The sequence below is a fragment of the Spiroplasma phoeniceum P40 genome, from assembly GCF_003339775.1.
Lineage (GTDB): Bacteria > Bacillota_I > Bacilli_A > Mycoplasmatales > Mycoplasmataceae > Spiroplasma > Spiroplasma phoeniceum.
On the sequence record NZ_CP031088.1, the window covers coordinates 834027 to 847347 of the forward strand.

The 13321-nt window shown below is 29.1% G+C and carries 17 protein-coding genes and 1 pseudogene; all 18 read right to left on the bottom strand.

The features are described from left to right. Positions 1–3: 3 nt before the first annotated feature. Positions 4–2121 carry a ribonuclease R gene (gene rnr, locus SDAV_RS05260; protein ID WP_114564823.1) on the bottom strand — a complete coding sequence of 706 codons (2118 nt, stop codon included), beginning with the start codon at positions 2119–2121 and terminating at the stop codon, positions 4–6. 77 nt (positions 2122–2198) lie between these two features. Continuing rightward, positions 2199–2495, bottom strand: a complete 297-nt coding sequence (gene secG / locus SDAV_RS05265; RefSeq protein WP_114564824.1) for a preprotein translocase subunit SecG — start codon at positions 2493–2495, stop codon at positions 2199–2201. A 110-nt stretch (positions 2496–2605) separates the two neighbouring features. Continuing rightward, positions 2606–3439, bottom strand: coding sequence for an HAD-IIB family hydrolase (locus SDAV_RS05270; RefSeq protein ID WP_245938542.1), 834 nt, complete (start codon positions 3437–3439; stop codon positions 2606–2608). 14 nt (positions 3440–3453) lie between these two features. Next, positions 3454–4284: a Cof-type HAD-IIB family hydrolase gene (locus SDAV_RS05275; RefSeq protein ID WP_114564825.1), complete on the bottom strand. Its 831-nt coding sequence runs from the start codon at positions 4282–4284 to the stop codon at positions 3454–3456. 143 nt (positions 4285–4427) lie between these two features. Continuing rightward, entirely contained in the window at positions 4428–4691 is a 264-nt protein-coding gene (locus SDAV_RS05280; protein WP_114564826.1) for a FoF1 ATP synthase subunit delta/epsilon, read from the bottom strand. 1 nt (position 4692) lies between these two features. Continuing rightward, positions 4693–6089: pseudogene (atpD, locus tag SDAV_RS05285) on the bottom strand (F0F1 ATP synthase subunit beta). Positions 6090–6103: 14 nt separating this feature from the next. Beyond that, positions 6104–6961 (bottom strand): ATP synthase F1 subunit gamma, encoded by an 858-nt coding sequence (atpG, locus tag SDAV_RS05290; protein ID WP_114564827.1) that lies wholly within the window; start codon positions 6959–6961, stop codon positions 6104–6106. 16 nt (positions 6962–6977) lie between these two features. Beyond that, positions 6978–8549, bottom strand: a complete 1572-nt coding sequence (gene atpA / locus SDAV_RS05295) for a F0F1 ATP synthase subunit alpha (protein ID WP_114564828.1) — start codon at positions 8547–8549, stop codon at positions 6978–6980. Positions 8550–8565: 16 nt separating this feature from the next. After that, complete coding sequence (locus SDAV_RS05300) at positions 8566–9111, bottom strand: F0F1 ATP synthase subunit delta (RefSeq protein WP_114564829.1); 546 nt, start codon at positions 9109–9111, stop codon at positions 8566–8568. A gap of 6 nt (positions 9112–9117) precedes the next feature. Then, positions 9118–9648 (bottom strand): F0F1 ATP synthase subunit B, encoded by a 531-nt coding sequence (atpF, locus tag SDAV_RS05305; protein WP_245938543.1) that lies wholly within the window; start codon positions 9646–9648, stop codon positions 9118–9120. Between the two features lie 41 nt (positions 9649–9689). Further along, positions 9690–9992 carry an ATP synthase F0 subunit C gene (atpE, locus tag SDAV_RS05310; RefSeq protein ID WP_004028354.1) on the bottom strand — a complete coding sequence of 101 codons (303 nt, stop codon included), beginning with the start codon at positions 9990–9992 and terminating at the stop codon, positions 9690–9692. A 52-nt stretch (positions 9993–10044) separates the two neighbouring features. Then, positions 10045–10863 carry a FoF1 ATP synthase subunit A gene (locus SDAV_RS05315; RefSeq protein ID WP_186823479.1) on the bottom strand — a complete coding sequence of 273 codons (819 nt, stop codon included), beginning with the start codon at positions 10861–10863 and terminating at the stop codon, positions 10045–10047. After that, complete coding sequence (locus SDAV_RS14630) at positions 10850–11308, bottom strand: MG406 family protein (RefSeq protein ID WP_408641555.1); 459 nt, start codon at positions 11306–11308, stop codon at positions 10850–10852. The genes SDAV_RS05315 and SDAV_RS14630 overlap by 14 nt, the downstream gene beginning before the upstream one ends. Then, positions 11277–11900, bottom strand: a complete 624-nt coding sequence (gene upp, locus SDAV_RS05325) for a uracil phosphoribosyltransferase (protein WP_114564831.1) — start codon at positions 11898–11900, stop codon at positions 11277–11279. The genes SDAV_RS14630 and upp overlap by 32 nt, the downstream gene beginning before the upstream one ends. A gap of 219 nt (positions 11901–12119) precedes the next feature. Beyond that, positions 12120–12269, bottom strand: coding sequence for a hypothetical protein (locus SDAV_RS11980; RefSeq protein ID WP_186823480.1), 150 nt, complete (start codon positions 12267–12269; stop codon positions 12120–12122). A 29-nt stretch (positions 12270–12298) separates the two neighbouring features. Beyond that, complete coding sequence (locus SDAV_RS05330) at positions 12299–12643, bottom strand: hypothetical protein (protein ID WP_114564832.1); 345 nt, start codon at positions 12641–12643, stop codon at positions 12299–12301. A gap of 137 nt (positions 12644–12780) precedes the next feature. Then, positions 12781–12945, bottom strand: coding sequence for a phospho-sugar glycosidase domain-containing protein (locus SDAV_RS13140; protein WP_334199351.1), 165 nt, complete (start codon positions 12943–12945; stop codon positions 12781–12783). Between the two features lie 104 nt (positions 12946–13049). Further along, complete coding sequence (locus SDAV_RS13145) at positions 13050–13274, bottom strand: hypothetical protein (RefSeq protein WP_245938544.1); 225 nt, start codon at positions 13272–13274, stop codon at positions 13050–13052. Positions 13275–13321 lie beyond the last annotated feature (47 nt).

Below are 13321 nucleotides of genomic sequence, written 5' to 3' on the forward strand. Positions count from 1 at the left end.
TCCTTAATCAACTAGTTCAAAATCAATTTGCCGTAATTTTTTACTTGCTTTCTTTACTCTAATTCGTACTTTTTTTCCTAAAAAATATTCTTTTCGTTTCCGTTCTCCAATTAATTTTAAACTTTTTTCATCAAAAACGTAATAGTCATTTTTTAAATCAGTAATATGAACCAATCCTTCAATTGTATTTGGTAATTCAACGAAAATTCCAAACGAAGTAACTCCAGAAATAATGCCATCATATTCATAACCAATTTTATCTTCCATATATTCAGCTTCTTTCGTTTTGTCAACTTCTCGTTCACATTCCATTGCCCGTAATTCTGCAAGGGATGACTGTTTACTAGCATGACTAACAAAAGTTCGCGTTTGTTCTAAATTAGTAATTTTAACTTTTCCTTGAAATAAATATTCTTTTAATAAACGATGAACAACTAAATCGGGATAACGCCGAATTGGTGAAGTAAAGTGCGTATAACATCAAGATGCCAGTCCAAAATGGCCATCATTAATAGCACTATATTTAGCTTTTTCCATACTTCGTAATACTAAAGCTGAAATAACTTTAAAATTTTCCTTATCCTTTAACTTATTTAAAATTTGCTGTAAATCTTTAGAATGAATATTTTCTAACTTTCCTTTAATATTTAAACCTAAATAAGATAATTGCGTATATAAATCAAACAATTTTTTTGGTTTTGGCTTATCATGCACACGATAAACAAATGGCAAATCCATTCAATAAATTGTTTCGGCTACCGTTTCATTAGCGCGAATCATAAAAATCTCAATCAATTTTTCTGCATCAGCACGCTCTCGCACAACAATATCTTTAATCTTACCATTTTTATCAACAATAAACTTTGGTTCATCTAAATCAAAATCAACAACCCCATCATGTTCTTTTTTTAAAACTAAAATTTGATATAACTGTTGCGCTAAAAGCAACATTTGAGCAATTTCACCTGAGATTTGATTTTTTTCTTGGCAGAATAACTTATTAACTTCATCATAAGTTAATCGCGCTTTTGAAATAATGACAGCTTCATAAATACTAGAATTAACAACATGTCCCTGCTTATTAATTTCCATTTCACAAATTAATGTTAATCGTGGTTCAAAAGGATTTAACGAACAAATCCCATTACTTAATTTTTCTGGTAACATTGGAACAACCCGGTCAATTAAATAAACTGAACATCCTCGGTCAAAAGCTTCTTTATCAAGATAACTATTCTGTGGAACATAATGTGCAACATCAGCAATCGCAACCAATAATAAATAATTACCATTTTGATTTTTTTTAACTAAAATAGCATCATCAAAATCTTTTGAATCATTCCCATCAATTGTAACAAACATTTCTGCTTGTAAATCACGGCGTGATTTATCTGCTAACATTCTTGCAACATCAACATCTTGTTTAATTTGATTGGCTTCATTTAATGTTTCTTCATTAAATTTAGTACGAATATTAAATTCATGTAAAATAGCCAAGACATCAACACCGACTTGATTAGTATTACCAATGATCTCAATGATTTTAACTTGCATTAAATTGTTTTTACTATTAATATTTGTAATGATTCCCTTTACAATTGTATTTTCAATTGCATCAGCTAAATTAATAATTTCAGCACGATATTGCGTTAATTTATTATTTAAAATTTCTAAATATTTTTGTTGATGACGATTCTTTTTAATAACTCCAACTACATATTCATTATTTCGCTTCAAAACTTTAATTACTTGTGCTTCTGCTTTTTTAGAATTATTAATATTTTTTTGTTTTTTTAAAATAAACAAAACTTGATCTTGGTCTAATGCATTATTTAAATCATCTTGTTTAACATAGTATTCTTCTTGGTTTTCACTAATTTTAATAAAACCAAAACCTTTTTTATTAATGCTAATAACTCCTCGTAAATAAATTTTTGGATCAAAATAATAAAACCGATGTTGTTGTGTGACCCCAATAATATTATCATTTTCTAATTCGACCAAAACTTTTAACATCATTTTATTATCATTAATTTTATTAATATCTAATAACTGTTCTAATTCAATCGTATCAATTGGTTTTGTTTGTTTTTTTAAAATAGCTACAATTCGATCGTGCATATACCTTTCCCCCTAAATGAAAAAAGAGACATTTTTAAATCTCTTTTCAATTAATGAAATTTTTAAAGATTTAATTATTACAATAGAACTTTTGTTAATAAATTTATCAATAATGTAATAACTAATAATGTTGAACCAAATGCTAACATAAAAATAGATAATGTTTGATCTAACCCACGTTCTTTACTATTAGCAAATAATTCATCATTACCACCATTTAAAGCACTTAACCCTGTTTGTGCTTTTTTGTTTTGTAATAAACCAATAATAATCATAATAATTGATACAATTAAAGCAATTATTTCAAAAACATAAATAATTGTATTGGCTACTTGTGGATCAATTGCTAAAAACATCATACTTGATAGGTTCATTAAAACATCCCTCTCTAAATTAAATTATGTTCCTATTAATAATACTATAAAAATACTATAAAATTACCAAAATTATTGTATTTTAAATTAATTTTAATTTTTTTTCAAGGTTATTTAAATAATGATAAATTCCTCCGGTATTTATTGCTGCTAGCTACATCGTATGCTAAATTTAAAATCGGAGTTGGACTATGTTCCATTGCAATTGCATAAGGTAAAATTTCAAACACAGAACGGTCATTATAATTATCACCAAAATATAAAACATTCTCTAATTTAATTTCACGTTCTTGCCTTTGATTTAAAATATCAATTAAATGTAAAATTGATTGCACTTTATTTGAATTACCATGTACAATATCACATCCATATTCAGACAGTGGTTCAACATTAATATTTAAAAATTGTTTTAAAGATGTATACATTTCTTGAAACATTATTTTGGATGAATGCTTTGCAACAATTTTATTGGCTATTCTAATATCATCAAAGCAAAATGGTTTTACTTGTTTCATTCCATCTAAAAATGCACCTGGTTTTGATTTAATTTTTAATAATTCTTCACCCACACAATATAAATTATCATAATCTTGATATGAAATTGTAAAATCACATTGATATTTTAATAAAATATCAATTACAATAACTAAATCCGAAACTGGCATTAAATTACTATAAATTGACTTATTGTTTTTAGTATCATACACTAAAGCACCATTAGCACCAATAACATATTGACAATAATTCTTAATTTTTAATTCTCTTGTGTAATTATCAAAACCAAGGGGCATTCATCCTGATGCAATTGATACAGCAATCCGTTTTGCTTGCAATGCAAGTAATTTATTTTGAACAAGAGTTGGTAATTCTTGCTTATCAGTAATCAATGTGCCATCAATATCAGTAACAATTAATTTAATTTGATTACCATTAATTTTTAACATGACAACCTCATCTTCTATTTTAATATTGTCTTATAAAGATAATCAGCAATTCCTGCCGCATTATTATCTTTTGCAGTAACTGCAAAAGCAACTTCTTTTAATTGCGGTGTAGCATTGGCTAATGCAATTCCATATTTTGAATTTTTAATCATCTCATAGTCATTCATTTGATCACCAAAACACATAATTTCATCTGAATCAAGATGGTGATTTTCTTTGTGTTTAAGTACTTCAATTAATTTTAAAATTCCCTGTCATTTATTAACATTTTTAGGAATAATCTCAATAAACCCATATCCCGTAACTTCTGTCCTTAATGTTTTACTGACCGCAATTTGTTGTCGTAACCAATTTTGTTTTTGTTCATCATGACAAGAAATTACAATTTTACGCATTTGCGGAATTTCATTTCAATCTAAAACAATTGCTTTAATGTCAGTATTACGAAATAAAAAAAGATCATCTTTAATAATTCTTGATTGTGAAACATAAGCTTCTTGTTCATTAAGTGGCGCTAAATAAAAATCATGACCAAATTCTCGAACAATATTCATTGCTCATAATGTATCTTGATATGAAATTGTTTCATCATAGACATATTCTTTTGTTTTTAAATTTAAAACAGACCCACCATTAGCACCAATAACATACGGACAATTGTCAATAATTCCTAATGTTGTTGCATAATCAGATAAACTACTAGGAACCCGTCCTGAAGCAATCGTTACTAAAATACCCATTGCTTGAGCCTTTTTTAAAGCCTCAATATTTATAGTTGGAATCTTTTTATCTTTATCAGTTACTAATGTTCCATCAATATCACACAAGATCATTTTTACTATCATTACATTGCCTACCTTCTTTTAATATTACTTAGCTTATCATATAAGTAGTCTCAGACATTATCATTCTATCATGTTTTATTTTATATTTATAATTAAGAAAATTAAAACAAAAAATCTCAAAAAAGAGATTTCTACTTTCGGATTTAACTAATAGGTTCAACTTCATCAGCAAGAATTTTAACAAATTCTTGTTCAACTTGCAAAATTCCACCAGCAATACTTAATTTATATTCTTTATTATTAACTTTGTATGTCATTTCAGATGTAACAATTGTTGAAACAATAGGAATATGACCATACAAAATACCCATATATCCCGTAATTGTTTTCACTGTTATAATATCAACTAAGCGATTAACAATGACACCCTGTGGTGTAATAATTTTTAAACTAATTTGATTCGCCATTTTAATTATGTTTTAAAGCTTCGGCGGCTTTAACAACCTCATCAATTGTTCCAACATATAAGAATGCTTGTTCTGGTACATCATCATATTTTCCTGCTAAGATTTCTCTAAAAGCACGAATTGTTTCTACTACAGGGACATATTTCCCTGTTTTTCCAGAAAACTTTTCAGCTACAAAAAATGGTTGTGATAAAAAGTTACGAATTTTTCGTGCTCTTGTAACAGCTAATTTATCTTCATCTGATAATTCATCCATCCCTAAAATGGCGATAATTGATTGTAATTCTTTAAACTTTTGGATGATTTCTTGTACTCCTCGTGCTACTTCATAATGTTCTTCACCAACCACTAATGGGTCTAATAATCTAGACGAACTTCCTAATGGATCAACTGCTGGATAAATTCCTAATGCTGCAATTTCACGGTCTAATACAACCTTAGCGTCTAAATGAGCAAATGTTGTTGCAGGAGCTGGATCAGTTAAATCATCCGCTGGCACATATACTGCTTGGACAGAAGTAATACTTCCTTTTTTTGTTGAAGTAATTCGTTCTTGTAATGCTCCCATTTCGGTTGCTAATGTCGGTTGATAACCAACTGCTGATGGCATCCGCCCCAATAAGGATGATACTTCAGAACCAGCTTGGGTAAAACGGAAAATATTATCAATAAATAATAAAACATCTTGGTTTTTATCATCACGGAAATATTCAGCAATTGTTAATCCAGTTAAAGCAACTCGCATACGAGCTCCTGGTGTTTCATTCATTTGCCCGAAAACCAAAGCTGTTTTATCAATAACACCAGCTTCAATCATTTCATAATATAAATCATTACCTTCTCGTGTTCGTTCACCAACACCAGCAAAGACAGAAATTCCTCCATGTGCTTTTGCCACATTATTAATTAACTCTTGTACTAGTACTGTTTTTCCTACTCCAGCACCACCAAACAAACCAATTTTCCCCCCTTTGCAAAGGGAACTAATAAATCAACAACTTTAATGCCTGTTTCTAAAATTGCAGCTGTTGTTTGTTGTTCTTCATATGATGGTGCTTCACGGTGAATTGGACGCATTGTCTTTGTCTTTGGCTGTGGTTTTTCATCAATTGCTTCTCCAAGAACATTAAACATACGCCCTAAAACCTCTTCACCAACCGGAACTGTAATTGGCGCTTTTGTATCAATCACATCCATTCCCCGAGCCATTCCTTCTGTTGGTCCTAAGGCAATTGCCCGTACGGTGTCATCACCAATATGTTGAACAACTTCTAAAACTAACTTTGTACCATTATTATTAACCGTAATAGCATTATATAATTCAGGCAAATATTCTTCCGTAAACCGTACATCAACAACAGGCCCTAACACTTGTGATACTTTTCCATTTTTCTCCATTTTTTAACCACCTCTTAATTTTCTTGCGCGCCAGCCCCAGCAACAATTTCTGTAATTTCCTGTGTAATTGCTGCTTGACGCTTACGGTTATATAATAACGATAATTTTTCTAACATTGCATTTGCATTATCTGTTGCATTTTCCATTGCTACTAGCCGTGATGCTTGTTCTGAAACCTGTGATTCAACGATTGATGAAAATAAAATAGTATTTAAATACATTGGCACCGCATTTTCTAAAATCGTTGCTGGATCTGGTTCAAATTCGGTAATAACATTAATGTGTTTTGGTTCTTCATGTTGTGTTACCTTAATAATTGGTAACAATTGTAAAATTGTTGGTTCAAAAGTTACATTATTAATAAATTTTGTATAAGCAATTTTAATTTCATCATAATTATTTCCATTAAAACCAGATAAAATTTCTTGTGCAAACTCACGTGCATCATCATAAGAAAAATTAATATCAATATCTTTTCTTGTTTGCATAATTTCATAACCTTTATGGGCATAAAATGTTTCTGCTTTAGAACCGATTGTAATAATACAATCACTTTTTCGTAATTGTTGTAACACCAACTTATTAATATTAATATTATAACCACCACATAAACCTAAATTTGAATTAACAATGATTCAACAAGTACGTTTACTATCTTTTATGCCATCTTTTTTTTGATAAATTGAATCATCTGCTTTACTAATGATATCATTAAAAACAGTATAAACTTCAGCAAAATATGGTTTTGAATTAGAAATTCGTTTACCAACTTTTTTTAATTTTGCTGTCGCCACCAATTTCATTGCTTGTGTTATTTTAGATGTTGAAGTAATTGAAGTAATTTGTTTTTTTAAATCTGTTCCGACTGCCATTTTGTCCTTTTAACCTTTATTGTCCTAATTTTTTCCACTCTTCAATTTGTCCAAACATTTCTGGTTTATAATTAGCAATTTTATTGGTAATTTTTTTAACAACATTAATAATTTCATTATCAATATTAGTCATTAAGGTATCGCTATAGGATTTGGCCTTTGCTAATTCAGTATAGTATTTTTTTGCTTTTGTATTAAAATGTTCAATTATTTCTTCTTTAAATTCTTGAATTTTATCAACTGGAATTCAACGAATTCTTTTTTTCTTAACTGCTAATAAAATGATTGCTTGGTCAATTTGTGAAAGCGGTGAATATTGTTTTTGTTTTAAAATTTCAATTACTCGTTTTCCATGTTCTAATACTTCTTTTGTCGCATCATCCAAATCAGAACCAAATTGAGCAAAGGCTTGTAGTTCACGATATTGTGCTAATTCTAATTTTAATGAACCAGCAACTTGTTTCATTGCTTTAATTTGTGCTGTTGACCCTACTCGTGACACCGATAATCCCACATCAACCGCAGGACGAATTCCAGCATTAAACTGATCATTATTTAAGAAAATTTGCCCATCAGTAATTGAAATAACATTAGTTGGAATATATGCTGAAATATCACCCGCTTGTGTTTCAATAATTGGCAAAGCAGTAATACTTCCGCCTCCATATTCTTTTGTTACTCGCGCGGCGCGTTCTAATAACCGACTATGTAAATAAAAAACATCACCAGGATATGCTTCACGACCAGGTGGGCGGTGTAATAATAGTGCCATTGTTCGATAGGCAACAGCATGTTTTGAAAGATCATCATAAATAATAATGACATTTTCACCAGATTCCATCCATTCTTCACCAATAGTAACACCAGTATATGGTGCTAAGTATTGTAATGGCGATAATTCACTTGCTGTGGCTGAAACAACTGTTGTATATTCTAATGCACCAGCAGCTCGTAATTTTTCGACAATTTGTGTAACAGTTGATGCTTTTTGTCCAATTGCAACATAAATACATTTTACATTTTTCCCTTTTTGATTTAAGATTGTATCAATTCCGATAGCTGTTTTTCCTGTCTGGCGATCACCGATAATTAATTCTCGTTGTCCTTTCCCAATGGGAATCATCGCATCAATTGTCATAATTCCCGTTTCCATTGGTTCATCAACTGATTTTCTAGTCATAACACCAAGTGCAATTCGTTCCACAGGACGTGTTTTTGTTGCTTTTAATGGTCCTTTCCCATCAATTGGTTGTCCTAATGCATTAACAACACGGCCTAACAACGCATCACCAACTGGCGTTTCAACAATTTTTCCTGATCGACGAACTTGATCACCTTCACGGATTGTTTTATCGTCACCCATTAAAACGGCCCCAACAGCGCCTTCTTCTAAGTTTAATACCATTCCATAAATTTCATTCGGAAAAATTAGCAATTCACTCATCATTGCATTGTCAAGACCATCAATTAAAGCAATTCCATCACCAACTTTCACAACAGTTCCTTCTTCATGAATTTCAATTTTTTTACCATATTCTTTAATCTGTTTTTTAATTATTTCGGAAATCTCATTTACATTTAAAACCACTTTTTCACCCCATCTTCTATTTATTATATATTGCTTTTTGTCGCATTGTTTCTAATTGTCCTGCAATTGAACCATCAATAATTTCGTGCTTAATTTTAATCCGAACTCCGCCTAATAAAGATGCATCAATTTTGTTAACTAACTCAATATGATAACCAAATTTTTTACTTAATTTTGTTTCAATTGTTGTAATTTGTTTTCTTGTTAATGGTTGGGTTGAATAAATATTTCCATATTGAACATCATAACTAATATTTATTAATTTTCTTAAACTTTTAAAAATTCTTCTAACATAACAAAAAGCTTCACGATCAATTAATAAAAAAAGGGCATTTAAAATTAACGGATCAATAACTTTTTGAAATGGTTTTGCTAAAATGTTCTTTCGTTCTTCTTTTGCAATGTCAGCATTCATCATTAACTTAATATAATCTGGTTCTTGTTTAAATAAATCTACGATTATATTACTAACTTCTAAAAAATGATTAATTTTTTTTGTTTCAAGCGCCAACCCCATTAAAGCAGCTGCATAATTATCAATAAATTTTTTACTAACTAACATAACTTACTACTCTAATTCTTTGATAAAGTCTTCTACCAATTTTTCATTTTTTTCTTTATTAATTTCTTTGCTCAATAATTGCTCAGCTGCATTAAAAGCAACATTAATAATTGATTTTCGAATATCATCATAATATTGCTCTTTTTCTTTTTGAATTTCTTTATGGGCCTGTTCATTTAACTGCATAACTTCAGCTTTTGCTGTTTCTAAAACTTGATGACGTTTTGCCTCTGCTTCAGTTCGAGCCGCAACAATAATACTATTTGCTTCTACCTTCGCTGTTGTTAACAATTTCGATGCTTCTTTTTGATCAATTGTTGCTTTTGCTTGTTTTTCAGCAGCATCTTGAATTAATTCTCGAATTTTATTGCGACGAGCCCGCATTGCTTTTCGAAATGGATTATAAACTCATTTTGATAATAAAATTAATAAAATAATTGTCGCAATAACATGCGCAATAAAAACCCATAGATTAGGAAATAATTGATTAATAATTTCTGCTGGTTCAATTGGTTTTGACATTAATCACATTGTCATAGACATCTAAGCCTTCTTTCTTTCCAACTTTTTACTTTTCATTAACCAGTAACAAATGCTAAAATAATAGCAATAACTAATGCATAAATTGACCCTGATTCAGTAATCGCAGCAGCAATAATATATTGTGTTCTAACTTTACTTTCAACTTCTGGGTTTCGAGCAATTGCTTCAACAGCTTTTCCACCAGTATACCCTTGTCCAATTCCTGAACCACAACAACCAATGGCAGCTAATCCTGCACCCAATAATGACATTCCCTTTGTAAAACCATCATTAATTCCGGCCATAAATCATATTGTCATCATATTCGATAGCAAATCTATTGTCATAAAATTTATCATATTATAATTCTCCTCTTCCTTAACAAATATATAATTTTATTTTAATCCTTTTTTAGCCATTTAAATTAACATTTTTAATTTTTTGTTCTTTTTTTAACTTAATTATCTTTTCGTTTTTATCTTTGGTTTCTGTTTTCATTTCCATTGCCCAATAGGCAATTGTTAAAATTGCAAAAATATATGCTTGAATTAAACCATCGAAAACATCAAAATAAATACTTAAAAAAGGTAAAAATACACCAGATAATAAATCAACAGGCCCAATATAAGGAATCTGTCCTCAAATAAAGCTCATTAAAGCTGTGAACAAGGTAATAATAACTGTTCCTCCCAAAATGTTTCCAAATAAACGAAATGAAATTGAGATCAAAGGAACAAATTGGGTTAATAATTCTAATGGATTGACAAAAAACTTTTTAAAATATACTAGTTTTTGATATTTAATCCCAAAATAATATATTCCAAAAAAGGTAACCAATCCCGTTGATAATGGGACAGTATAAGCTGTTGCAAGTGATTCAAACCCAACAACACTCATTAAATTTCCAATCCCAATATACAATAATAAGTATATAACATAAACTGTTAAAAATTTATATTTTGGTCCCATCAAATCAACAACTTGTTTTTCAACTCACTTAATTGTAATTTCAGCAAAAAGTACTAAACCAGTTGGAATATCGGTTGGACCAAGTTTTTTTAAGCGTTTATAATAACCTATTGATAAAAGCATAATAATAAAGGTAGTAATAACTATCGTTACTAATTGCGGTAATAAAATTGTATAACTTCATGCATCCATTCCACTTTTATTTGGATCAGGGATTAAATCCATTGCAAGAAATTGACCAAAGTTACTATTCATTGCCATTTTTTTTTTCCTTTCTGCGTTGATGAATGGGAAATTTAACATTTGCAAATAATGATGAAAATGGACATAAACTAATTCCAACAATTATTGTGTAGATACTAAAAAAACTAGTATTCTTAGCATAAATAACTATAGGTATAGTATAAATCACTAAGCGAACTAGGTACAATAAGATAAAAAAGTACTTATTTAAACTTATACTTAACAATCATCCAGAAAAACAAATGATTAAGAAACCTATAAGAGAAAACAAATACCCCAAAACTAATCCTGTGTATAAAGTTCAATCTCGTTTTAATGTCAAATATATCATCGTCAATACTATTAGTATTCCCAAAAACATTATTAAACTTATTATTGACAGTTTATATTCTACACCTTTAAAATGGTTTTTTCAATTTAATTTATTTTTTTTATTTAGTTCCAAAAATACGGTCTCCAGCATCACCTAGACCAGGAATAATATAACCATGTTCATCTAAACGTTTGTCTAATGCAGCAACATAAATATCAACATCTGGATGATGCTCTTCAATACATTTTTTTCCTTCAGGTGCAGCTACCAAACATACTAATTTAATATTAGTTGCTCCTCATTCTTTAACTTTTTGAATTGCCACATTAGCACTGCCCCCTGTCGCTAACATTGGATCTAAAACTAAAACATTTGCTTTATTAATATTTTCTGGTTTTTTGGCAAAATATTCATGTGGTTCTAAGGTTTTTTCATCTCGGTATAATCCAATATGTCCAATTTTAGCGTTTGGGACTAAATTAATAATTCCATCGACCATCCCCAAACCTGCTCTTAAAATTGGAAATAAAACAATATCATTTGCAATTTTATATCCCTTTGTTTTTGCTACTGGTGTTTCAATTTCAAATTCATTTAATTCAATATTTCGAAATATTTCATACGCCATTAATTGCGCAATTTCATCTAAATTTTCTTTAAAGACCTTTGAATTACTCTCCTTTTTGCGCATTCTTGTTAATTTATCCAAAATTAACGGGTGTTTTATTACAGTAAATGACATTAATTACTTTTCCTCCTTAATTTATTAGATTTTAACATAATTATAAAGATAATACCAAGATTTAATTTGGAATTACTTACATTTTTAAAAATAATTAAATAAAAAGAAATAAATTGAACTTTCAAACTTATTTCTTTTTTTAATCTTTCATTATTTTTTTATCACTTGTAATGTTGAACCTGATTTTATCCTTAGATTAATGTAATTAGAAGATGAAGGTTATTTTTCTGTAATCTCAAAACTATAAAATAATTTTAAGTACAAAATTGCAGTGTTGATATCCATTCAAACAACTCCCTTCATATAAAAATAACCTGAATATCATTGCTTATTAATAGTTGTTCTAAAATCATTTTTATTATCTAACATTACCCAATCAAATTCATTCGTAAGTACTTTTAAATCACTTGTAGGAATAAATAGTGCAAAAAATAATTTGGATTATCAATCTTATTATCATTAACTGTTATTTCAAAGTCAGGCAAACAAACGACAGAAAATGTTTTTAACTCATTTAAATTATTAATTCCTAACGCTGTTAAATTAACTTTTTCTGTTTTATAGTTAATTTTCGCTACTTTTAATGCTTTATTTAAAAACACTTCAGATTCAATTAAGTAAGTTTTATCTTTTTGCTGGCTATTATTATTTTGTCAAGGCTCTTGTACCTTATTAGCTGTAACAAGAGAAGCAATATTATTAAACATTATTATTGCTCCTAATAAACTTAATATTTTTTTCATAACTTAATAACTCCTTTCTTTAAAATAATAAGAGTTAATAAATTAATAACTATTTATTTAATATTGCAATATTATTTTTTATTTTTTAATTATATCCCTCAAAATAAAAAAAGTCATAGGTTTTAACTACAGCTTTTTTAACTTAAATTAAATCTAAATTCTTGATTTGGTAATAAACAATCAACAATTTTTTGTTCATTTTCGTCTAATTGACCAACAAGGTTACGAATACCATCGTTTATCATCCGTTTTGTAATAATTTGAACTTCACCTTTATAATTTTGTGCCTTATTATTTAAAATAACAACATCACCTTTTTCAAAATATTAACCATTGAAGGGGCGGGCAGGCAAATCACAATCTTGATATTTAATCCGAGCAAATGTACTACGAATCATGTACTCCGCTAAATATGGGCGAACAAAATTAATTGTTTGGTCAAGAAGTATCCCCTTTTCAGTAGGGACACTCCCCTATCTGTTTTTAAACTTAATGTAATTAAATGTAAATTAATGTTTTGTAAAGTTGCAAATTCTTCATCATTTAAAAACTGCGTTGATACAATAATGTCGTCTACACCTAAGGCCACAAAATGACGAATTTGGAAATCTAATGTTAAATCACGATGCATTTCAATGCTTGGTAATTTATCATTATATTGCCAAGGTCCTTATTCAG